The organism is Novipirellula aureliae, from assembly GCF_007860185.1.
GTDB lineage: Bacteria > Planctomycetota > Planctomycetia > Pirellulales > Pirellulaceae > Novipirellula_A > Novipirellula_A aureliae.
This window is the reverse complement of the sequence record NZ_SJPY01000001.1, coordinates 562,909-586,410: the sequence shown is the minus strand read 5'-3', so window position 1 is coordinate 586,410 and position 23,502 is coordinate 562,909. Positions and strand designations below refer to the sequence as shown.

Here is a 23,502-nt window from a genome sequence, read left to right as displayed (position 1 = left end):
GCCAAAGCGGCGATTGCTGCCAAACATCCAAAAGGACTGCATTCTCATTCTCGTTCTCGTACTCGTACTCGTACTCGTACTCGTACTCGTTCTCGTTCTCGTTCTCATGCTCGTTCTCGTGCTCGTTCTCGTTCTCAGCCTTCGGCGGTACTCTTACTCGTACTCGAAGAGTCTTGGGCGTCGAAGTACGAGTACGAGTACGAGTAGGAGTAGGAGTAGGAGTAGGGTTTCCTTGCTAATCTTGGTTGCGACGGGCGGCAAGTGCCCAAAAACTGTTTAAATCATTTTTCACATAAACAGCAAGCATTGAGCACCCCGGACCCTGCTTAGAATGGCGTGGACTTAAGAAAAACGGAGTGAGATTCACAGAGGGTGTTTTTCCTGCTTCCGTCCGGCTTGTCCGGGCGGAGCAACAAGTGGCAGCTACTTGAACGCAAAATCCCACGCTCGCTCCACCCCCACGAATCGCCCGGGGCGATTCGTGGGGGTGGAGCGAAGTTCTTTCGGGCATGCGGTTTGTTTGTAGCCGCCACTTGTTTCCTCCGCCGAGACAAGCTCGACGGAAGGATGTATCGCGTTCCAAAATTCCTTAAGTCCACGCCATTTGACCCTGCCTACGCAGTGGTTGCCGTCGCTGCTAAAATGGCCGCATGACTACTCCCCTGAATAACTCAAGCATTGATGCTTACGACTACGAACTGCCTCGCGAACGAATTGCTCAAGAACCGATGGCGGTTCGCAGCGATTCGCGGTTAATGATCGTTAACCGACAAGATGGTTCGATTGACCATGCCTACGTCCGTGATCTACCACAATGGCTGAATGCCGATGATTGCCTGGTCGTCAATAACACTCGCGTGGTTCCTGCGAAATTGGTCGGCTTTCGAACGGAAACCGGCGGCCGTTGGCAAGGACTATTTTTGCAAGCCGATGCGTCGACCGGTGCATGGGAAGTGCTCACCAAGACGCGCGGCACGCTCAAGTCGGGCGAGACGATCACGATCCAAGATCGTGATGGCCGCGATGGAATGCAATTGGTCGTGGTCGCGCGAACCGACGAGGGGCATTTGATTGTGACACCAACGATGCCCAAAGGTGACACCTCCGAACCGCCGAGCGAACCGTCTGCGTGGCTCGAGCGTTACGGTCGGATTCCACTGCCTCCTTACATTCGTGACGGCCAAATGGTCGACTCGGATGTGGATGATTATCAAACCGTCTATGCCGAACATCGCGGCAGCGTCGCGGCGCCGACCGCCGGCTTGCATTTCACGGAAAAGTTACTCGATCAAATTCGTCGTTCTGGCACCGACGTCGCTGACGTGACCTTGCATGTCGGAATCGGGACATTCCGGCCCATTGCTGTCGAACAACTCGACGAACATGTGATGCATAGCGAATGGGGTAGCCTCGATACGATCGCCGCAGACAAAATCAATGATCGTCGTCAAAAGGGTCGCTGTGTCGCTGTCGGCACGACAAGCGTTCGAGTCTTGGAAAGCGCTGCGGCGGCGAACCATGGAAGGTTGGCCGCATGGACCGGCTCGACTGATTTGTTCATCAAACCTCCGTTTGAATTCAAAGCTGTCGATGCACTGATGACCAATTTCCACCTACCGCGAAGTAGCTTGCTGGTATTGGTCAGTGCGCTGGCTGGTCACGAATTGATCATGCGAGCCTACAAAGAAGCGATTGCCGAAGAGTATCGATTCTTTAGTTACGGCGATGCGATGTTAATCATTTAGGGCGTTTACGACTCTAAGACCGATGCCACGGCCTCGCATAACTCTGGCATCTTATTCTCATTCATCCCCGCGACATTGATCCGGCCACTGCCGACGATATAGATGCCGAACTTATGCTTGAGTTCATCCACTTGCATCGGAGTCAAACCGCTAAAAGAGAACATGCCTCGCTGCGGCAACAGGAACGAAAAGTCGTGGCCTTTGCCTGTCGACTTCATCGTCTCGACGAACTGAGTCCGCAATCGGGTGATCCTTTGACGCATCTCTTCGACTTCGCTTTTCCACATTTCCGTTAAGGACGGATCATCGAGAACGCATGCGACGATCGCACCGCCGTGCCGCGGCGGGTTGCTATAGTTCGTTCGCACGATCGTTTTCAGTTGGCTCTGCGACGCCTTCATCGCATCGGAATCGGCTGCGACCAAACAAATCGCTCCGACACGTTCACTGTAGAGACCAAAGTTCTTTGAGAAGGAGGTACAGACGATCGCTTCGTCGACCGCATCGAGAACGGTATGCAAACCGACCGCATCCTGTTCAAGCCCATCGCCGAACCCTTGGTAAGCAAAATCGACGATCGGCAGCAAACGCCGCTTGGCGACCGTTTCCGCGATCGCCTTCCACTGCTCGGGTGTCGGATCGATCCCGGTCGGGTTGTGACAGCAAGCGTGTAGCAAAACGGCTTCACCCGGTGACGTTTTTTCGTTCAAGTCTTGCAGCATCGCATCGACATCAAGGGACGTACGATCGGCAGCCAAGTAGCGATACGTCTCACTCGGCAATCCAGCCGCTCGAAAGATCGCAGGATGGTTGGCCCAAGTCGGGGACGACATCCAAATGCGAATCGGGGCCAACTGGGTGACCAAAAACTCCGATGCGACCCGAAGGGCTCCCGTGCCGCCAGGCGTTTGCAGGACGGCGATTCGATCCGACGCAACCCGATCGCCGAATACCAAGGAGTGGACGTGTTCGCGGTAGCTCGGCAAACCGTCAATGCCAAGGTATCCTTTTGTCGTCTCATCCTCCAGCAATTTTCGTTCGGCCTGCTTGACGCATTCCAAGATAGGCGTTTTTCCAGACGCGTCTTTGTAAACTCCGACACTTAAGTTCATCTTGTTCGGCTTCGCGTCCGCAACAAATGCCTCGGTTAACCCGAGTATGGCGTCGGGCGGAGCCATTGCGACCGTGCCGAGCCGCTGAGCCGCTGATTGAGCCGCTGATGTAGATAGCGAAGTAGTGGAAGAGGATGTCATGGGAAAACCACGCAAATAGGGTTGCCAAATGGGAGAATATGGTGGAGAAAGGAACGCCAAATCGTAATCCAAATCGAATAGGACGCCTAGGCCTTTGTCACAGTCTCTTCGGAATGGGTGCCCCTCAGCCGAGCCTACCCTCCGCTTCACTTGGCGATCCAATCCTAGCGGTTGGATTACGGCAAATCAAATTTCGGCAGATCGGAGCCATCCCCCCAAAAAAAACACGCTGCGTGTACCGCACGAGCTACTAAATCCCCACTAAATTCCCTGACCACCGAATTCCCCGACCACCGAGTTCCGCGAAGAACCATTTTGGATATAGACTTTGGCGTGATTGAGCAGCAGCCCGTCCGGGGCTGAGGCTCCGGGGCGGGAATCATAGATCATTTCACCTATTGGTGAGATCGGAACGGGTGAGCCGAACGCGGCCGTGGAATCTAACACGCTCGGCGAAAATCGGGTCACAACGCTAGCGACTGTATCGTCCCGACAATAGCGAAGTGCAAAAACGTTGTTCTCGGGACGGTACTCTGTTTCCAAATTAGCATCACAAAGCAACCCCGATTCACACCACGCTTTGCGAAGTTGAATAAGAGAACGGTACCAATCCCAAGTTTGCATGTCGCCTTGGTCACGTGGCCCGATCTTAGAGGATTCGAAGGCCATCGGTTCAATTGGCAACGTGCCTGCTGACCAATCATGTTGTGGGTATTCGCGATGCCGGCCCTCGACGACCTGTTTTCGCATCGCCTCGTCGCCAAAATCAACAAAGAACAAAAAAGGGTTTTCGGATGCGAATTCTTCGCCCATGAATAGCATCGGAATCGCCGGACTCAGCAACAATAACGCTGCCGCCGCTCGCTGAGTCTCATGCGATGTAAGCTGATGGAGCCGTTTTGCCAGCGGATGATTACCAATGAAATCATGGTTTTGGATGGAATAGACCAACTCATTGCTTTGAACCCGTTGACGACTTCCCGGACCGAATCTTGTCGGATCGCTACGAAAATGCAACTGGCTCAAGCTGCCTTCATAAACGTAGCCCTGCGATAGGGTTTGGGACAAATCGGTATTGGGGTAGTAGGTCCGATTGGAGAGCTGCTCGCCCGGACGCACGGTTGCAAAAACGCTATGCAGAAAATCGTCACACCACATCGCATCAAAACCAATTCCACCGTCATTGAGCAGCTGTGTCATTTCCGGATCATAGACGTTCGATTCCGCGATTAAAATGGTTTTTCGCTTCGATGCTTTGCTCCAGCCGTGGATCTGCTCGTTCATTTCGGCGATGATGTGAACCGGAGAATCATCTCGGGTGCAATGAACGGCATCGACACGAAGTCCATCAATGTGATACTCATCGAGCCAATAGATTGCGTTGCTGATGAAGAAGCGACGGACGTCGACACCGAATTGAGCATCATCAAAATTCGGGGCGTCTCCCCAGGGAGTCGCATGTTTTGTTGAGAAGTAGGGTGCGAACTCACCCAGATAGTTTCCCTCAGGCCCAAAGTGGTTGTAAACGACATCGACGATCACCGCTAACCCCTTCTGATGAGCCGCGTCAACGAGCATCTTCAAATCATAGGGTGAGCCATAGTTATGATTAGGAGCAAAAAAACCGACGCCGTCATACCCCCAATTCCAGCGGCCTGCCGATTCGGCAAGCGGCATCATTTCGATGGCGGTGATTCCCAGTTCGACGAGCTCATCAAGTCGGTCGATGGCTGACAAAAAAGACCCCTTTTCGGTAAATGCTCCGACATGCAGCTCATAGATGACGAGCGATTCCGCCTTGGGTGGCTGCCAATCCTGATCGCTCCACTGGAAGGATTCGTTAATAATCTCGCTCGGTCCATGCACCCCAAGCGGTTGATATCGGGATGCCGGATCGCAACGAGGTTCTCCCCCATTGACCGAAAACATGTACCGTTCGCCGGCCCCACATCGTTCAACAACCGCTAAAAAATAGCCCTCTCCGTTGCGATCGAGCAAGATCCGACGGTCTTGATCGACCAACACGACTTCGACCTTATTTGCTTGAGGCGCCCAAACCAAGAATCCGGTGCGGTCTCCGGCTAACGTGTGCGCCCCCAAGTGGCGATGCAGGTCCATTTGGGGAATCGATCGTGACTTCATGGGTATAAGATTCTGGCTAAATGTGGTTAGAATGATCTCTTTCACCGAAAAACAGCCCGCATTGGAATGTCAGCTAAGCGAAGCGTCAACGCAAGCTAGCTGCAGCACGCCTCAGGGCAACGGAATCGTCAAGTACCTTACCCGATTGTGGATCTCCATCCAGACGATTCCATGGCTTTCATAGGCGAATCCGATGCGATAATATTATTCTGACGCCCTTCTCCCTTTGGCAATTACGATGTCGCTGCGTGTTCTTTTTATGATCAGCTCCATGCGGGGAGGCGGCAGCGAACGGCAAACACTGCTGATCCTAAAGCATCTCGACCGGTCTCGCTTTGAACCGCATTTATACTTAACCGAACGGACAGGCGAATTGCTTGGCTCGGTTCCTTCCGATGTGCCGATTCACTCGTTTGACCAACACCAATCGCCGATGGGATGGTACTATCCAGGACGTCGATTGAATCAGCAAGTGGCGCACCTGCGGCAACTCCTTCAATCGAACGAGATCGATGTTGTCTACGATCGAACTTTTCACATGACGTTGATCGCAGGCAAAGCATGTCGAAAGCTCGGTGTCCCAAGAGTTTCGACGATCGTCAGCCCTCCTCACCAAGCTTTGCCGATGGTGGAACGACGTTTCGTTCGTTTCAAGCGATCGCGGCTAGCGAAGGCTTACAAGGAATCGCGGACCGTCGTCGCCGTCAGTCGTGTGGCAGCCGCATCGGCGGAACACTATTATGGTCTCGAGCCGCAAAGCGTCAAAGTGGTTTACAACCCCGTCGAGGTTGCGGAGTTTCCTGACACACCGTCACCTTTCGAGGGCTTGGCGAGCGAAAAAATACGATTGCTATGCGTCGGCAGAATGAGCGGCGAAAAAGGGCATGCAGACTTGATCAAAGCAATGAGCTCGATTGAGTTGCATGAGCCAGGCTTGGCATCGATGCTCTCACTGACATTGGTCGGCGACGGCCCCCTGCGTGAATCACTACAAGTTTTGGCAAGGCAATCGGTTCCTAGCGACCGGATTCAATTCGTAGGCGTCGATCCCAATGCTGAGAAATGGATTGCAGCAGCCGATGCTCTGATTTTGCCATCTACCTTTGAAGGGATGCCCAATGTTGTGCTTGAAGCGATGGCGCTGCGCACCCCGGTCATCGCTACGCGAGCAGGTGGAACCGTGGAGTTAGAGCGTGACGAGCCAACGGTCGAGTGGGCGGAGCCCAAGGATCCCGAATCGCTAGCCAGGGCTATCATCCAATTTGCCCATCATCGAAACTCCTCGGACCAGAAAGTGGAAACCGCTTGGCGATATGTGAACGAATATCACAATGTCGCAAAGACGATACGAAAAATCGAAAGCCTGCTTTTAGGCGGCGATCCTCACTCTGCTTTTCGAACGGAAAACACTTTCGCAAAGGGAAACGAACGTTGAGCCGAGCCCATCATTCGATGCGGTCCGCTCGGAGAGCAGAGCGACATTCTTGATCATTCAATCGTTCGCGAGTGCGTAATTGGCGTTCCAAGACATCGAAGTCCGCATCGGATGCGTCGGAATTATCGGCTAGGCGTCTTGCGATGCGTTGGCGTAGTTCCGATTCGTCCACGTCGCAATCGATAATACAAAACGGCACCTGGAATTGCTTTGCCAAGTGCTCAAACCGTGACCGTTGTTCCCGTTTCAAAAAGGCGGCATCGACAATCACCGAACTACCTGCGTTCAAAATTTCAGCTGTCAATTTTTCCAGACATTGATAGGTGGCCTGCGTTGCCGATGGGCTATAGAGTTCGGACTTTTGGCACTCCGTCGGACGATCGGTAGGGGATAGACCATAGTGGCGTTTTCTTTCCAAATCCGACCTCAACCGGATCGCACCATGCTTCTGAATGAAGCTCTCACTAATGGTCGTTTTCCCACTGCCACTGACACCATGAGTAATCCATAGCGTCGGTGACGTCGATTTCGACAAACGCTCGGCTTGATCGATCTGCTTTACGCACTCATCCAGATCTTCTTGGCGTTCACGCTGATTTGGATCACGTTGGCGAGAGCGGATCATGGCAACCTTGGCTCGAACCAAAGCTCGGTACACCAAGTAAAACTTTAGCAAGCGGATCGCTTCATAATCGCCGGTATTTTCCAGATAGGTATTCAGTAGAACGCTACCCAAGTCGGTCCGATCATGAGCATCAAAATCCATGACCAAGAACGCGGCGTCATTGATTACATCGATCCAGCGAAGCGATTCGTTGAACTCGATTCCGTCGAAGGGAACGAAACGGCCATGGAAGTAAGCGATGTTTCCGCTATGCAAGTCTCCATGGCATTCGCGGATAAATCCCCTAACCCAGCGAGCTTTAAAACGGTTCTCTAAGTTTGCAAAATAGCCGTGTGTCCAGGCCTCAAGGTCGTCGATCACCTTCATGCTTTCGCCCAGATCGATACGGTGCAACTCCCAGAAATTATCGGTTGCATCCGATAGCACGCGATCAGCGCTGCCGTAGGGTTCGAAGGAGTCACAAACGGCTGCCGTCGTATGAAAATCAGCAATCTGGTTTGCTAAGTCTTTCACTTCCTGTGTCGATACATTTCTCGCCGCTAAACGATCCACCAACAATGCATCTTCGGGGAACCGCCGCATTTTCACTGCATATTCAATCGGTGTTCCCCGACCCTCGACTTGGACCTTTGTTCGGTCAAGGGCAATGGGAACCACATCCAAGTACAAATCATCGGCGAAACGACGGTCGAGACGTACCTCCTCTTCGCAGAATCGTTTTCGGCTTTCCAGCGTCTGGTAGTCTAAAAAGTCCGTCGCGATCGGTTTTTTGACCTTGTAGGCATAATCGCCAACCAAAAAAACCCATGATATGTGTGTTTCACGAACGGAAACGGGACAAGCCCGAGACAGTCGATAGGACCGCCAATCGCGAAGCTGTTCCACCAGTTCTTCGGGTTTGATTGATGTTTGAATCGCCGTCATGTCTTGTCCCCCCCTCGATTTATTCTCCCCCAGGATGGAGCGGTTGCGGAAGTTGCCAAAACCTCCGATCCACATCACCCCCGTCCAAACTCGCGCAGAGCCGCGCGGACTAGAGGTGCAATAACAGGACCAAAACAGGAACTCTTTTTTTGCCGTCGCCGGTTTAGCCGATGCCAGCACAACATTTTGCAGTTTTGGCCGACCGATCGCTTGCCGAGTGAGCGAACAAGCACGCAGCGGATGTGCCAATACAGCACGGAATCAGACCGAATTCCCGTCGTATTTCCCGCCGTATTCCCCGTCGTATTCCCCGTCGTATTTCCCGAAGCGAAAATCGCCAAGACGTTCGGATCCTCCCTTCAAAGACGTTTGGGGGAACGTTGCAAGTCACTTCGGTTTTGAGAAAACCTGGGTTCGATTTACCTCAAGGCAAATGTCGCTCCGTTCTCCGAGCTGACAGCGTCCACCGATTGGCTCGGTCCAACGATGGTGCCTCCAGGCCAAAGACGCTTTTGGCTCGGAGAGCCGAGTGACAATCGGTTACGCTCGGGGATGGAAACTTTGATGGACCTTCTTGAGTCGCGAATGCTCGACGTGCGTGTAGATTTGAGTTGTCTGGATACTGGCGTGGCCGAGCATTTCCTGGACATGCCGTAAATCGGCTCCGCCTGCCAACAGGTGGGTGGCAAAACTGTGTCGTAGGCTGTGAGGACTAATGGCCGGGTCGATCCCGACTCGCTTGGCATAGAATTTCACGAGTCTCCAAAGCTGAATACGGTCAAGAGCTTGACCACTTCTCGACAGGAACAGTGGTTCGGGAGGATGCGGGCTTTTGGCAGCTAGCTTTCCGCGAATTTCTTCGCAGTATCGCTCGATCGCCTTGATCGCTCGTGTGCCGATTGGCACCATACGTTGCTTGCCCCCTTTTCCTTCGCACTTCAGATGTTTTTCCGCCAACGACAGATCACGAACGCGGAGCGAGCAAACCTCGGAGGCTCGGCAACCGGTCGCATAAAGAACTTCTAGCATCGCCACATCTCGCTGCCAATAGGCATCTGATTTTCTTGGCGAGCGCAGAAATTCTTCCACTTGCCTGCGTGACAAGACGCCGGGCATCCGTTGCCACATTTTCTGGGTAACGATCAATTCGGCTGGATTTGCTTCGACGATCCCTTCGAGCTGTAGGTACTTAAAGAACGTCCGCGTCGCGACCACGTTTCGAGCGATCGATGCTGGGGCAAGCCCTTCACTGGAAAGCGACGCGATGTAGTCGGACAAATCGCTAATCGACAATTGATTGAGTTTGCGGTCCGCAACATGAGCGGTAAACCGTTTCATATCGCGTCCATAGGCGTCGATCGTATTGGCTGCCAAATGGCATTCGCTCCGCAAGTAGTCCAAAAAGTCGCTGCAAATCGACTGCGTCGCTTGGCATGTTTTTTCGGGCGAGCCCGTTTGGGCAAGCATTTGCAGTTTTGTGGGGCGTTTTGCCATCGCTGGTTGCTCTCGGTGCTGGTGGAATCCGTCGTTCGCCTCTATCTTATTCGACGGTAGTGACGGCGATTGACCGCAAATAGAGCGGTTCTGTTCGCGTTTCGTCGCTTTGATGTTTCAGCCGTTCCAAGTTTTCTAAGAAGTACGATTACCATGAATGTTCTAGTGGTAGGTGGTGCGGGCTATATCGGTTCGCACGCAGTCCGTTTGCTGATTGACGCTGGCCATACGGTTACCGTCTTCGACAATTTGTCCCGTGGCCATCGAGCGGCCGTTCCCGAAGGGATGCTCGTCGAAGGTCAATTGTCGGATCGCGACTTGGTCGTCAAGACACTACGCGACAAGAACATTGATGCCGTGATGCACTTTGCCGCATTTGCCTTGGTCAACGAATCCGTCAACGATCCGGCACTTTACTACCGCAACAACGTCATCGATGCCGTCGAACTTCTTGATGCGATGCGAGAGGCTGACGTCAAGAAGATTGTCTTTAGCAGCACGACAGCTACCTATGGTGAACCGGAGATCGTGCCGATCCCGGAAACAACTCCGCAAAATCCGATCAATCCCTATGGGTTCACGAAACTCGTTTTCGAGCATGCACTGGCGGACTACGCTTCAGCCTACGGATTTGGCTACGCGGCACTTCGCTACTTCAACGCAGCCGGTGCACGACCGGATGGCTCGATCGGCGAAGACCACGATCCTGAATCGCATCTCATCCCCTTGGTGCTGCAAGTTGCATTGGGGCAACGTGAGTCGATCACGATTTTCGGAGACGATTACGAGACCGAAGATGGCACCTGCGTTCGCGACTACATTCACGTTGATGATTTAGGGAGCGCCCACCTTTTGGCACTCGAAAAGATCGAGCTTGGCAAAGGGATTCGAGTCAATCTTGGAACCGGACGTGGAACGAGCGTACGCGAGATTGTCGAAGCATGCCGCGAAGTGACAGGCCATCCGATTCCTGAAAAGATGGGTGACCGTCGCGAAGGCGATCCACCAAAATTGGTCGCCGATGCCCGCTTAGCCAAAGAGCTGCTAGGCTGGGAACCAAAATACATGGATGTTAAATCGATGGTCGAAACCGCATGGAAGTGGCACCAATCGCATCCGCACGGGTATGCGAAGTAGGGTATGCTCCGACGGCGAGGCACGACGCCAAAAGGCACGACGCCAAAAGGCACGACGCCAATTCGTTCGGCGCCGTATCAGCTAGCCGCCTGCTACAACACGTCGCAACCGACCCAAGGCCGAAGCACTTTAGGGATGTTGATCGAGCCATCCGCTTTTTGGTGGTTTTCCAATATCGCGATCATCGCTCGGCCGGTCGCGACAGCGGTACCGTTGAGCGTGTGAACGAACTCCGTCCCCTTCTGTTTCGGTCGCTTGAAGCGAACGTTCAAGCGGCGAGCTTGGTAGTCGGTGCAATTACTCGTACTGGTCACCTCGCCCCACTCACCCGCTTCACCACGCCCTGGCATCCACGCTTCCAAATCGTACTTGCGGTACGCTGGGCCGCCAAGATCACCGCTTGCGGTATCGATCACGCGGTAGGGAACCTCGAGTGTATCGAAGAGTTCGCACTCGAGCGACCGCATTTCCTCGTGAATCGCATCGCTTTGATCGGGTGCTGCAAACGCAAACATCTCGACTTTTGTGAATTGATGGACTCGGTACAACCCCTTTGATGCTCGGCCTGCCGCACCCGCTTCGGTGCGGAAACAGTGGCTGAGCCCGCATAGCCGTAGCGGCAAATCCTCCAGATCGAGCGTTTGCCCCGACATCATTCCACCGAGCGGAATTTCGGCGGTTGCAACCAGATTCAATTCCGTATTCTCGATACTATAGATCTGTGTTTCCGGACCGCGCGGGTTGAACCCGGTACCATGCAGCACACTGGTGAGCGCCAAATCGGGAGTCGTCACCGGAGTGAACCCGCGATCGGCCAAGAAGCTAACGGCGAATTGTTGCAGTGCCAGATCGATTCGCACGGCTGCGTTTCGGAGGAAATAGAACCCTGCACCGGCGACGCGTGCTCCCGCTTCGAAATCGAACAAGTCATGTTTTTCGCCCAGTTCTAGATGATCAAGCGGTTTAAAATCGAACGCTGGCTTGGGAGTTTTCCCAAACGACAATTCGTTTGCGTCCTCCTCGCCGCCTGTCGGTGCAGCAGGGTGCGTCATGTTGGGAATGACGGTTTGCAGTTCGAGAATTTGGGCTTCAAGTTCATCACGAGCCGCTTGGGCGGCCTCTTTTTGCTCTCGTAATGATCGGCCTTGTTCAATCCATTTCTGGCGTTCCTCGTTATCCTTGGCTGGGCCGATCTTCTTGCTTACCTCGTTCGCTTGCCGATTCAAATCTTCGGCCAATTGAAGCTTGGCTAAACGATCCGACTCCAATGCAACGAGTTTTTCGATATCACAGACGACACCGCGGCGTTTGCAATTCTGTTTGACAGCTTCTTCGTTTTGGACAATGTATTTACGGTCGAGCATAATTACGCTTTCAATTTTCCTGGGCACTCTCCGAAAAGGGGCCTGACCCTCTCCGAACAAACGATAAAATAATGGAAACGGGAATGTTATCCAAAGGGTCAGACCCCTTTCCGGAGAGAGCCTAGTTCAGCCCATAGCATGGCGGACGCTTTGATGCCGCGATGATAATCTTGGACACAAAATTTTTCGTTGGGACTATGAGGCTTGTCGTCGGACAACCCCCATCCCAATAGCAAACAATCGCACTGGAGTACATCTTGAAATCGGGACACGATCGGAATCGAGCCACCTTCACGAATCAGTACTGGTGGCGTGCCGAAGGCGGATTCGATCGCCCGTGAAGCGGCTTCTGCATAACGGCTTTGTGGATCCGCAGCCATCCCCGCAGCACCGTGGTCTGGCGACAGCGTCACCTTCACTCCCGTGGGCAAGTGTTTGTCGATGTGAGCTTGCAGGGCCTTGGTCAACTTCTTGGGATCTTGATTTGGCACCAAGCGGAAACTGATTTTGGCGGACGCAAATGCGGGAATGATCGTCTTGACGCCTTCGCCTTGATGACCCGAGGTCAATCCGTTGATATCGAACGTAGGCCGGCCCCAACGCCGCTCATTGGTCGTAAAACCTTCTTCGCCGAACAGGGCGTCGACGCCAATTTCCTTTGCGAACGCTTCGTCGCTGTGGGCCAGGTTTGACCATGCCGTTCGTTCCGCGGCGCTTAGTTCTTGCACATCATCGTAATAGCCTTCGATTTGGATTCGTCCCTTTGAATCGACGATCGATGAGAGTAAATGACAAAGAGCGATGGCGGGATTCATCACAGCACCACCGAACGAACCGCTATGCAAATCTTGGCTGGGGCCGCGGATTTCAAGTTCGTACGTCGCAATGCCCCGTAGCCCGTAGGTGATCGCGGGTTTGTCCTTGGCATATTGGCTGCTATCACTAATCACAACGCAGTCGCAGGCTAAACGATCCGAAAGGCCGGGCAATAACCGTTCGAGGTTTTCGCTACCAACCTCTTCTTCGCCTTCGATCAGAAATTTGATTTGCAAAGGCAATGGCTCGCCAGTCGCCAACCAATCGCAAACGCTTTGGATGTGCGTCAGCACTTGGCCTTTGTCATCGGTGGCCCCTCGAGCATACAAATTGCCATCGCGGATCGTCGGTTCGAAGGCACCGCTAATCCAATCAGCCAACGGTTCGGCTGGCTGAACATCGTAGTGTCCGTACACCAATGCGACCGGAGCACCGGGGACGGCTGGGGTTTCAGCGATCACCAGCGGATGTCCGTCCGTTGGCAGAATCTCCGTTGCCATCCCTGCTTTTTTCAATTTTTCGGCGACCCATTTCGCGGCATCGGCAACATCCGATCGATGCATCGAATCGCTACTAACGCTAGGGATTTTCAGCCACTGGCACAACTCGTCGAGATGACGCTCGGACGAAGTGTCCAGCGTGTTTAAGATATTCGATAAATTCATTTGTTCCGCTTGGGGTGTTTGAGGCGTCGTCAGATTCGGCAAATATTAACAGAAAAAACTGTTTTTCGCGGCAGGACTGGAAAAAACAGCATTTTCGAACCTACCGGGACGTTCGGAGCCGCGCTACAATATACGCATCGTCGTCAAAGTCGAAAACGTCAGACGAAACGATTCCTTGGGACATCTCGATTTGTCCCAAATTCTGTGCTTGTCCGATTACTCAAATACCCATTGAAGATACCAAAGGAGCTTGCTGCGTCATGTCAGACTACCAAGCAGCCGTCGCGGAACCGGAGATCGCCGAACCCGAAGTTGCCAGTCCCAAACAAAAACCATCTCAAAAGCAAGAAACAAAAAAACAGCCTCGCTACAGTGTCATCCTCTGGGACGACGCCGATCATAGTTACGACTACGTCATCCTGATGATGAAGAGCCTGTTCCGACATCCGATCGAAACCGGGTTTCAAATCGCAAAAGAGGTTGACGCATCCGGCAAGGCAATCTGCTTGACGACCACCCTTGAGCATGCGGAACTAAAACGAGACCAGGTCCACGCATTTGGAAAAGACGAATTGATCGCCCGCTGCAAAGGCAGCATGTCGTGTACGATCGAACCGGTTAGCGAGTGATCGGCACCTAAAATTCGACGCTCATCACTGCGTGATCGCTGCGGTTTCCCAGATGGCTAAACAGTTCTGGCTAAACAGTTCCCAGATGGCTAAACAGATCGGGGTCGAAGCTTTGGGGTTAGAAAACGACCATACAATCCGTCTCAGATGCAATCTTTAGTAACCCTTCGACGGGCCATGCTACCAGGCCCGGCGTTTGAGCCAGGGCTTCCGCAGCAGAGCGACCTTTGGCCAATCGGTTCGCGAGTTGCCGTAATGGATGCTGGTATTGACCGCTAAACTCGCTGGCAAGTACCGCGACCATGGGTGCGGAGTTGACGTTGGTTTCATCGCAGCGAGCAAACGGCTAGCCCGGATGATTCATTAGCCGTTTTGGCGATAGCGGGCTGTCGATTTAATCGTTTAACGCTTAGCCGAAGGCGTCAGCTTTTCCATAAGCGGTCGCCTACGGCTTGGCGTTAAACAATAAGTCGAGTCAAACCGATTAAATCGACAGGCCGCTAACGCCAAAACGGCTAATACGCAGACTGTTTTTCGAGCAATGAACGTAAACGCTTGAAGGCGTAGACGTTAGCAAAACAATTTGCAAGCCCATGAATATTCCGGGCTAGGATCAATCGCTTTGGCATCGATTTGATTGGCGATGAGCCATCAAGCCTGCTAGACTAAAGATTGGGCAAGGAATTGCTCTGCTCGTTTCATAACGAGCCTTCAAGTTTAGCGTCTTTCAACCGATAAAGGTGCAGTGATGACGAACGTAGTTTTGGCAATCGATGGGTCTGAGCAAGCTGAACATGCGGCTAGCTTTCTGTGCCAGTTGCCGCTCCCCAAACCAGTCAAAGTAACCCTTGTATCGAATGTCTTCATCCCTTCGTATGAAGACGAAACGATCGACCCACTTGGTCGGGATTTTCGTCAGCATCAGGAGGAGGAGACGAAACAATTTCACGATCGTGCAACATCCATTCTTGGCGATTTTGCCGATTCGATCGAGCGAAAGGTCGTTCATGGACACATCGGCCATAGCATCGTCAAGACGGGCGAAGACGCTCATGCCGACATAATCGTGATGGGAGCGAAGGGGCACTCTCAAATCGCTCGCATGTTGCTCGGTAGCACAAGCGATTATGTTGCCACGCATGCTAAATGCAACGTTATCGTCGTACGAGGCAAATCGGATTCAGCAGCGACGGCCACCCCACCGACCCGTCCGCTGAACTTCACGATCGCCCTCAATGAAACGAGTGCTTCCGATGCCGCGTGTGCGGAAATTGAAAAGTTGGATTGGAATCCGGACACATCGTTGAATCTATTGACCGTCGTTCCATTGTTTCAAAGTTTCAGCCAAGACCTGATGCCCAACATTGTTGAATACCGAGCGGAACAGCGAACCGCAGCGATGCGATACCTAGAAAAAGCTCGTGATCGGTTCGAGAAAACCAGCCATCATATTTCTCTCGACATCATCGAATCACCTCACGTCGGCGAATCGATTGTCAATGAAGTCGAGCAGCGCGAAAGCGACATGGTCGTCGTCGGTGATTCCGAACGCAGCACGATCACACGGATGCTGCTCGGCAGCACCTCGCGGTTCGTCTTGCGACATGCCCAGTGTACTGTATGGGTCGCGCGCACGAATCGTTGAGGCGGTTGGTATTCCACCCTAGGTAAAGAACGCCATTGATTGAGTTGATTTTCTCCACTGGGAACGAGGCAGTGATGATTGTACTTGGCATTGTCGGAGCCCCTGCAGGAGGGAAGTCGACGGTTGCTGCTGCGCTCGAAAAACTCGGGGCAACCTGGATCAATGCGGACTTGGTGGCGCGCGAAGTGCTCGGCCGTCGCAACATACAAGTGGAGTTGATTGCTCACTTTGGCGATGAAATCGTCGACGCAGACGGATCGATCGATCGTGCTCGGTTGGCGTCCAAGGTATTTGGGGAGGATGATTCGAGTCGTGCGGCACTGCGATTTCTCGAATCGGTGATCCATCCACCGACTCGCGTTGAGATCACTCATCGGCTTGAGCAGATTGAGTCCGACACCCCTCGATCGAGCCGCACGCGAGTTGCAATTTTGGACGTCCCATTATTGTTCGAATCGCATTGGGACTCGAGTTGCGATGAAATTTGGTATGTCGACTCCTCCTGGGAAACACGACTTGCGCGTGCTCGGAAGCGTGGCTGGGACGCCGCAGAACTGCAAAAACGAGAATCGAACCAGCTTTCGATTGAGGAAAAACGGAGGCGTAGCCAACGAGTCATCAAGAATGATGGCAGTTTAGACGATCTGTACCACCAAATTGAACGCTATTGGCACGATTTGACCCAGTCGGCTGGAAATTTGGATACCGACTCCCACGGTCGCTGCGAAAACGATTAGAATAGGGGGGCTATTCTTACCCACCGCCATCATCCTCTCAAACTCGACCCCTCTCTTTTCGATTAACTCCCTTCCTGCTTCCCTTCATCCGCACTTCCTGCGGACTACTAATCATGCAACCGAATCGGCCCTCGAACCCGCACCATCCGCGTGGTTCCAACGACAGACACAGCAGTACTCGCGACTACCGCAACAAACAACATCCTAGCGATCGTCCTCGCCATCCTGACAAGGAAGTGGACCAACGAATTCGCGAGCTCGATGCCGAACGTGACCCACTGTCACTGCCGGAAGAGATTGTCAGCGAAGCGAACAAGTCGGGTGAAAAAGTTGGCATCCCGACAGGCATCGAAACCTCGCCACCGCTAAACATCTCGCAATTGCAGACGATGACCACGGAGCAACTCGACGCTTTGGCTGCTTCCGACGGCATCGCTCCGAACACAGCGGGCCGTCAAGATTTGATTTTTCGCATCTTGAAGAATCGGATGAAAATCAACGGGCTGATGTTTGGTGAGGGTACGCTGGAGATTCTGCCCGACGGTTTTGGGTTTCTTCGCAGTGCGGACTACCATTACGTTTCCTGCCCCGACGACATCTACGTCTCACCCAGCCAAATTCGACGCTTTGGGTTGCAAACCGGAAGCCATGTGGCTGGCCAAATTCGTCCGCCTAAGGAGAATGAGCGATACTTTGCTCTGCTGAGAATCGAAGCCGTTAATCGCTATGACCCGATGACGCGACCTCAGCAAAAACCGTTTGACGAATTGACTCCACTGCATCCCGACAAGCGGATCATGATGGAGCACGATAGCAAGGAGTTGAGCACCCGGATCGTCGACATGTTGACGCCCATCGGCTTCGGACAACGTGGTTTGATCGTCAGTCCTCCGAGAGCAGGCAAGACGGTTTTGATGCAGCAATTGGCTCGCGCCGTACTGCAGAACTATCCCGAAGCCTATGTGTTCATCTTGCTGATCGACGAGCGACCCGAAGAGGTCACGGATATGGAACGCGAAGTCCGTGGCCCCCAGTGCGAAGTCATCAGCAGCACGTTCGATGAACCGGCCCAACGGCATATCCAAGTTGCTCAAATGGTGATCGAAAAAGCAAAGCGGATGGTCGAAGTCGGTACCGACGTGGTGATCTTTCTCGATTCAATCACCCGTTTGGCACGTGCCCATAACAGCGAAGGTGAGACGACTGGCAAATTGCTCAGTGGCGGCCTCGATGCAGGAGCGCTGCAGAAACCGAAGGCCCTGTTTGGATCAGCGCGCAAAGTGGAAGAGGGTGGTTCGTTGACGATCCTAGCGACCGCGCTTGTCGATACCGGAAGCCGTATGGATGATATCATCTACGAAGAGTTCAAAGGAACCGGCAACTTGGAAATCGTACTCGATCGCGCTTTAGTGGATCGTCGCCTCTGGCCCGCGATCGATATCGGACACAGCGGTACTCGCCGTGAAGAGATGCTGATGGACCCCGAAGAGTATCGTCGGATTTCTGCGCTGCGGCGATTCTTTGCGGATCAATCGCCAGCGGACGTGATGCAAAACCTAACGACCCAACTCCGCAAAACGCAAAATAACGCCGAATTTTTGATGAGTGTAAAAGATGTCAATTGAACGAACCGGTCTGGATGGCGATTTACCAAACGGCACGATTGCGGTGATCGCGAGCCGCTACAATCCCGCCATTTGCGATTCGTTGGTCCAAGCGGCTGTGAAGACGTTGCTCGAAGCAGGCTTTGAAACGCACCAAGTCATCGTCGTCCGCGTGCCTGGAGCTTGGGAACTGCCACTCGTTTCGAAAAAAATGATTGCGAAGGCTGGGGTGATCGGCGTTGTCACACTCGGCTGCGTGATCAAGGGCGAAACGACTCACGACGAGCATATCAATCGCGCCGTCAGTACGTCGCTGATGCAACTGTCGCTCGATACCGAGATACCCATCGGCTTCGGCTTGCTGACATGCAATACCGTCGAGCAAGCGTTGCAGCGCAGCGGGGGAAACGTTGGCAACAAGGGCGAGGAAGCGGCTGGAGCGGTTGTCGAATTGTTGCGATTGACAGCGAAACTCTAATCGTTTTCCAACTCGCTAAAATGCTCCCCGCCTTGTAGCGGGATGCTTCGCAGGTTCCCTCCCTCTTGTTACCCGGCAAGGGTCTGGCATCCAGCTTACGGCTTCGGACGGGGGATGTATCGATATTGGCCTCCATTTTGTTCGGCGATCCGCTGCATCCTGCTTTCCCCCTCGCGGCTGTGATAGGCAATCGTATGAACGATGCTAATGATCCCTCCATCACCGAACAAGTTTTGCCGACGATTCTTTTCACGCAATAAGTCCTCCGTCGTTTGAGGAAACTCGCCGTCGGAAAGCAAGAAGATCGCATCGGGCCGCAAGTCGAGTGCAAACTCCAACAGCTCATTGGGGTTCTTGCCTCGATCAGGCGTGATCCGCATGGCCCAGGCTTGCATCGCCGCTTTGTTCTGCGGCGTCGCCAAGACACTCCGCTGTTCATCTTGATTCGGATCGCTCAAACGCATGAAGTCCGGTTTCGAGTCATAGAAGATGACGTAGAACCTTTGGTGCGGCTTCAATTGATGGATCGAGCGAATCAATTCCATTCGAGCCGATTCAAATGCCGATCCCATACTGCCGCTACTGTCGACCAAATATACAAAATGGTTACCGCCACCATCGACGCCACAAAACTCCATCCTTGCGTCAGAGTTCGAACGCTTCATCCTCAGCGACGACGCCGAATTCGAATGGCTCTGCATCATCGTGGCAATCGAGGCCGTTGGCGCTGGAACCGCAGAGATTGGGGGTGGCGTCACGACCGGGTCGCCAATTGGATTGAGCTCCTCTTCGACAAGGCTTTCAGTCGGTTCGAATGACTCGGACGGTTCAACAACCGGCTCAATCGATTCGATCGAAAACGTTTCCATCTCAGCACTGGATTCCGAAACGGTCGACGCGGATAAGGCGACTTGATCCCTCGGTCTGGTGGAAGAAAATGTCACCATCGCAAATAGAAAAAGGATGACCGCATGAACGAGAAAACTCAAGATTAGTGACAATGGACGCCGCTTGGATGGTGCCACTTCATCATTCGGGCTTTCAGTGACTTCGAGTGCAGCGACATCGAGTGCAGCGGCTTCGAGTGCAGGGGCTTCGAGTGCAGGGGCTTCGAGTGGGCAATCCGTCTCACTTACGGCACTCTTATCCGCTTCGGGTTTCCAATGCAACACAGGAGCACGAACCGCAGCATGGCCAGCATCGACACGGAGTACTTTTTCTTCGGCGACGGATTTGGATTCTACCTTCGGCTCGATTGGTTCGAGCGAAGTTTCCACCTCGGAGACCGCGTGAGGTGAAGGGAGGAAATCGATCTCGTACACATCCGCTAGCTGTTGCCAACTGGCGAAACGGTGGATGACAGGTTCTCTTGAAACAGCACCTTCGAGCTGGGACGTTAAGCATTCGATTTGCAGTTCCAATTCCGCTGCTTTAGCGTTCAGCTCAGCCACTTTGGCTTCCCCTTGCACCCGGATCAGCTCTCTCTCCAAACGGTTGCGTTCTTCGCGAATCGCTTGCCAATCGCTCGCTGACCGGGTGTTTGTTGACCGGGTGTTTGGCGAGCGAGGGTTGGAACTTGAATCAGCACGCATGACACGAATCGTCCGAGGCGGAGGTATCGCAAACAAAACAGAACCGAACGTTCATTGTGGCGAATTGTCGCGCTCATGCAACCAAATTCCGGACTGCCTCGGACGTTAGGGAACATTAATTCTCACCTATCGACACAACGGGTGCTGCGCTACATCGAGGAATGAGGCTTGGCGGTAGTGGATCTTGTTCAAGATCCCCCTTCCCTAAGCAATCATGTTGACATAGCACGACGCTGGCGGAAGCATCGCTTTAGATCCCGTTCTTCTCAATCGCGATTACTTTTTCGAGCCGGCGTGCATGGCGGTCTTCAGGGGTGTATTTGGCATTCAAAAAAGCGGCTACGATTTCGAAGGCTAATTCGGGACCGATCACTCGACCACCGATGCACAACACATTCATATCGTCATGCTCAACGCCTTGGTGGGCCGAGTAGGTATCGTGACAAATCGCGGCTCGGATACCAGCGATTTTGTTGGCCGCAACGCTGACACCGACACCACTACCGCAAACGATCACGCCCTTGTCGGCTCGGCCGCTGAGTAGTTCTTTGGCGACTGCGATAGCAAAGTCAGGATAATCGCAGCTTGCTTCACTCGCCGTACCGCAATCGACCAGGGAATCAGCGACGTTGCCGAATCGCTCGACGATCATTTTTTTGAGCGGAAAACCGGCATGGTCGCCACCAATGGCAATGCGAAGGGGCGTGGGATTAGCAAGTGTATCGGTCATGGAAGCGGGCGGGCCGTGGGAGTGAGAGTTGAGAGTTTTGCGAAGGGCTAGATTTTGAAGGGAGTTTGCACCCCGTTTGGGAACAAGCATAGCCAAAGAAGCGGGGTTGCCAACGCCGTGAGCCGTTTTTTGCTAACCATTTCCATCGGCGGAAGCTTTGGACCGGTAGCCCTGTGCACCGACAGGTTCATGCTAGCCATTGAATATCGTCCTAGCCGTCCGCGAGCGTTCGAAGTGAAAGTCAAACCGGTCCTGCAAATGAATCCGAGCGACGAAATATCCGGGTGATTTTTGCTTCCGCGGTCTTTGCCACCCCAATTACTCACTTTTTCCCGCAAAAAGGCGGGAAAACAGCTTGGAAAGGCGTTGTGACGAGAATGCTGCTTTGTTACGTTACCGAGCTATGCGTTTTGCAGTGTGCAAAGCAGAGACAGATGTACCCCCTAACCCCCCGAGCATCGATCCGCCGTACGTCTCGCGGTATGATGATCACGAAGCTCATTGGTAGTTTTATTTTATGGTCAACCGTAACCTCATTCGCAGCCTCGAAGACGACGATATTTTTGCCGAGTTGGCACTCTTGGTCCCCGAGGATCAAGGGGAAGAGCTGCTGCTCGAAGCCCTCGCCGCCGAACAACAAGATTATGCCCAAGGAAAGCTCGTCGACGGGCAAATCGTCGAAATCAATGATGAATGGGCGCTGATTGACGTCGGATTCAAGAGCGAAGGGACGGTTAGTCTCGACGAATGGAGTGGTGACGAACACCCACCCAAGGTCGGCGATACCGTCAAAGTCTTGATCGAGGAGATGGAGGACGAAATTGGGGCCGCCGACGACCCCTACGGCATGATCTCGCTGAGCAAGCGCAAAGCAGAAAAGATCATCGAATGGGAAGAGATGATGGACAAAGTTGCCGAGGGCCAAGTGGTCACCGGCACCGTGGTCCGAAAAATCAAGGGCGGCTTGCTGGTCGAACTTGGCGTCATCCACGTCTTCCTTCCTGGCAGCCAAGTCGATATCCGACGCCCTGGCGATATCGGCGATTTCATCGGTCGCGTGATCCAAGCCGAAGTCCTCAAAATCGACGACACGCGGCGAAACATCGTCATCAGCCGCCGCTCGTTGATCGAACGACAACGCGAAGAAGATCGCACCTACTTGATGAAGGAACTCGAAGTCGGCCAAATCCGCAAAGGTGTCGTCAAGAATATCGCCGATTTCGGTGCCTTTGTTGATCTCGGGGGAATCGATGGACTATTGCACATCACCGACATGGCTTGGGAACGAATCGGACATCCCACCGAAATGGTTTCGATCGACCAAGAGATCGAAGTCAAAGTGTTGCATATCGATCGCGAGAAGCAAAAGATTGCACTCGGTCTAAAGCAAAAAGACCGCAACCCATGGGAAAATATCGAAGAGAAATACCCGGTCAATACCGACCACAAGGGCGAAGTCGTCAACGTGATGAGCTACGGTGCGTTCGTCAAACTCGAACCAGGCATCGAAGGCTTGGTTCATATCAGCGAAATGAGTTGGACCAAGCGGGTCAATCACCCCAGCGAATTGGTGAACATCGGCGACGAAATCGAAGTCAAGATCCTTGGCGTCGATCCCGAAGGCCAACAGTTGTCGCTCGGTATGAAACAAACCCAAAAGAACCCTTGGGACGAAGTGCTCGAGCGTTATCCCGAAGGGACCGACGTTACCGGCAAGGTGCGTAATTTGACCAACTACGGTGCCTTCATCGAACTGGAAGAAGGCATCGACGGACTGCTTCACGTCAGCGATATGTCGTGGACACGAAAGATCGGTCACCCCAGCGAAATGCTCGAAAAGGGCCAAGAACTGGCATGCCGTGTTCTCAGCGTCGACGAAGAACGTCGCCGTATCGCACTCGGACTCAAACAACTTGATAACGATCCATGGGATGGCGACATTCCTGATAAGTACCAACCCGGCCAATTGGTCAAGGGCAAGGTCACCAAGATCACCAACTTCGGCGTCTTTATCGGACTCGAAGATGGTCTCGAAGGACTCCTTCACATCAGCGAACTTGCCGATCAGAAAGTTGAAGATCCGGAAGAAGTCGTCAAGGTCGGCGATGACATTGAAGTGAAAGTGCTTCGCGTCGATACCAGCGAACGCAAGATCGGATTGTCGCTCAAGCGTGTCGAATGGGACGAGGATCAAGAGAAAGCCGCTGCGGCGGCCGAAGCGGCCGAGAACGAAGTCCCTGCGTCGGCAATCGAAGGCGACTTGAAGGGCGGACTCGGAAGCGGCGAAGGACCACTGTTCCCCGGTGGTGAATAATCACCCGCCTCTTTGCTGATTGAACATCCAAACGCCATCGAGCAATCGATGGCGTTTTTTTTGCAGTCGCATCGGTCGCGATCACCCCCCCTCCTGCACGATCGGGCAATTCCCGATTGCTATTTTGAAAATCCGACCAAGAAAGCCTTGTGCATCTTTAAGAGATTCATTAG

The 23,502-nt window shown here is 53.3% G+C and carries 18 protein-coding genes; 9 read left to right on the top strand and 9 right to left on the bottom strand.

Annotated features, from left to right (window positions below):
• Nucleotides 1-650: 650 nt before the first annotated feature.
• The gene (gene queA / locus Q31b_RS02225; RefSeq protein ID WP_146598025.1) at nt 651-1,745 is read left to right on the top strand and encodes a tRNA preQ1(34) S-adenosylmethionine ribosyltransferase-isomerase QueA; all 1,095 of its coding nucleotides are present in this window, start codon (nt 651-653) and stop codon (nt 1,743-1,745) included.
• Between the two features lie 5 nt (nt 1,746-1,750).
• On the opposite strand, the gene Q31b_RS02220 is transcribed toward queA, so the two are convergent.
• Together Q31b_RS02220 and treZ are read right to left on the bottom strand one after the other, a co-directional pair.
• Nucleotides 1,751-2,998 (bottom strand): amino acid aminotransferase, encoded by a 1,248-nt coding sequence (locus Q31b_RS02220; RefSeq protein WP_146598024.1) that lies wholly within the window; start codon nt 2,996-2,998, stop codon nt 1,751-1,753.
• A gap of 261 nt (nt 2,999-3,259) precedes the next feature.
• The gene (gene treZ, locus Q31b_RS02215) at nt 3,260-5,140 is read right to left on the bottom strand and encodes a malto-oligosyltrehalose trehalohydrolase (RefSeq protein WP_146598023.1); all 1,881 of its coding nucleotides are present in this window, start codon (nt 5,138-5,140) and stop codon (nt 3,260-3,262) included.
• Between the two features lie 238 nt (nt 5,141-5,378).
• Between treZ and Q31b_RS02210 the strand changes: the two genes are divergently transcribed.
• Entirely contained in the window at nt 5,379-6,575 is a 1,197-nt protein-coding gene (locus Q31b_RS02210; RefSeq protein ID WP_231617238.1) for a glycosyltransferase, read from the top strand.
• A gap of 10 nt (nt 6,576-6,585) precedes the next feature.
• Here the strand turns inward: Q31b_RS02210 and Q31b_RS02205 are convergent, their stop codons facing one another.
• Nucleotides 6,586-8,373: a bifunctional aminoglycoside phosphotransferase/ATP-binding protein gene (locus Q31b_RS02205; protein ID WP_231617237.1), complete on the bottom strand. Its 1,788-nt coding sequence runs from the start codon at nt 8,371-8,373 to the stop codon at nt 6,586-6,588.
• A gap of 291 nt (nt 8,374-8,664) precedes the next feature.
• Nucleotides 8,665-9,618 carry a site-specific tyrosine recombinase XerD gene (gene xerD, locus Q31b_RS02200; RefSeq protein ID WP_146598022.1) on the bottom strand — a complete coding sequence of 318 codons (954 nt, stop codon included), beginning with the start codon at nt 9,616-9,618 and terminating at the stop codon, nt 8,665-8,667.
• 153 nt (nt 9,619-9,771) lie between these two features.
• Between xerD and galE the strand changes: the two genes are divergently transcribed.
• A complete protein-coding gene (galE, locus tag Q31b_RS02195; protein WP_146598021.1) occupies nt 9,772-10,755 on the top strand; it encodes a UDP-glucose 4-epimerase GalE in 984 nt (327 codons plus the stop codon).
• Between the two features lie 92 nt (nt 10,756-10,847).
• Here galE and serS read toward each other — a convergent pair whose 3' ends face one another.
• Both serS and Q31b_RS02185 read right to left on the bottom strand, forming a co-directional pair.
• A complete protein-coding gene (gene serS, locus Q31b_RS02190; RefSeq protein WP_146598020.1) occupies nt 10,848-12,119 on the bottom strand; it encodes a serine--tRNA ligase in 1,272 nt (423 codons plus the stop codon).
• 98 nt (nt 12,120-12,217) lie between these two features.
• Nucleotides 12,218-13,600, bottom strand: coding sequence for a dipeptidase (locus Q31b_RS02185; protein ID WP_146598019.1), 1,383 nt, complete (start codon nt 13,598-13,600; stop codon nt 12,218-12,220).
• Between the two features lie 260 nt (nt 13,601-13,860).
• On the opposite strand from Q31b_RS02185, the gene Q31b_RS02180 reads away from it, so the two are divergent.
• Entirely contained in the window at nt 13,861-14,229 is a 369-nt protein-coding gene (locus Q31b_RS02180; RefSeq protein WP_146598018.1) for an ATP-dependent Clp protease adaptor ClpS, read from the top strand.
• Nucleotides 14,230-14,347: 118 nt separating this feature from the next.
• On the opposite strand, the gene Q31b_RS02175 is transcribed toward Q31b_RS02180, so the two are convergent.
• Nucleotides 14,348-14,533 carry a hypothetical protein gene (locus Q31b_RS02175; RefSeq protein WP_146598017.1) on the bottom strand — a complete coding sequence of 62 codons (186 nt, stop codon included), beginning with the start codon at nt 14,531-14,533 and terminating at the stop codon, nt 14,348-14,350.
• Nucleotides 14,534-14,977: 444 nt separating this feature from the next.
• Here Q31b_RS02175 and Q31b_RS02170 point away from each other — a divergent pair, with 444 nt between their 5' ends.
• From Q31b_RS02170 to ribH, 4 genes are all read left to right on the top strand, one after another.
• Entirely contained in the window at nt 14,978-15,874 is an 897-nt protein-coding gene (locus Q31b_RS02170) for a universal stress protein (protein ID WP_146598016.1), read from the top strand.
• 74 nt (nt 15,875-15,948) lie between these two features.
• Nucleotides 15,949-16,611, top strand: coding sequence for a dephospho-CoA kinase (coaE, locus tag Q31b_RS02165; protein WP_231617328.1), 663 nt, complete (start codon nt 15,949-15,951; stop codon nt 16,609-16,611).
• 113 nt (nt 16,612-16,724) lie between these two features.
• Nucleotides 16,725-18,236, top strand: a complete 1,512-nt coding sequence (rho, locus tag Q31b_RS02160; protein ID WP_146598014.1) for a transcription termination factor Rho — start codon at nt 16,725-16,727, stop codon at nt 18,234-18,236.
• Complete coding sequence (gene ribH / locus Q31b_RS02155) at nt 18,226-18,693, top strand: 6,7-dimethyl-8-ribityllumazine synthase (RefSeq protein ID WP_146598013.1); 468 nt, start codon at nt 18,226-18,228, stop codon at nt 18,691-18,693. The genes rho and ribH overlap by 11 nt, the downstream gene beginning before the upstream one ends.
• A 95-nt stretch (nt 18,694-18,788) precedes the next feature.
• Here ribH and Q31b_RS02150 read toward each other — a convergent pair whose 3' ends face one another.
• Nucleotides 18,789-20,285 (bottom strand): vWA domain-containing protein, encoded by a 1,497-nt coding sequence (locus Q31b_RS02150; protein ID WP_146598012.1) that lies wholly within the window; start codon nt 20,283-20,285, stop codon nt 18,789-18,791.
• Nucleotides 20,286-20,535: 250 nt separating this feature from the next.
• Nucleotides 20,536-21,015 carry a ribose 5-phosphate isomerase B gene (gene rpiB, locus Q31b_RS02145; protein ID WP_146598011.1) on the bottom strand — a complete coding sequence of 160 codons (480 nt, stop codon included), beginning with the start codon at nt 21,013-21,015 and terminating at the stop codon, nt 20,536-20,538.
• A gap of 517 nt (nt 21,016-21,532) precedes the next feature.
• Between rpiB and Q31b_RS02140 the strand changes: the two genes are divergently transcribed.
• On the top strand, nt 21,533-23,329 hold the full coding sequence (locus tag Q31b_RS02140) for a 30S ribosomal protein S1 (RefSeq protein WP_146598010.1): 1,797 nt from the start codon (nt 21,533-21,535) through the stop codon (nt 23,327-23,329).
• Nucleotides 23,330-23,502: the final 173 nt, after the last annotated feature.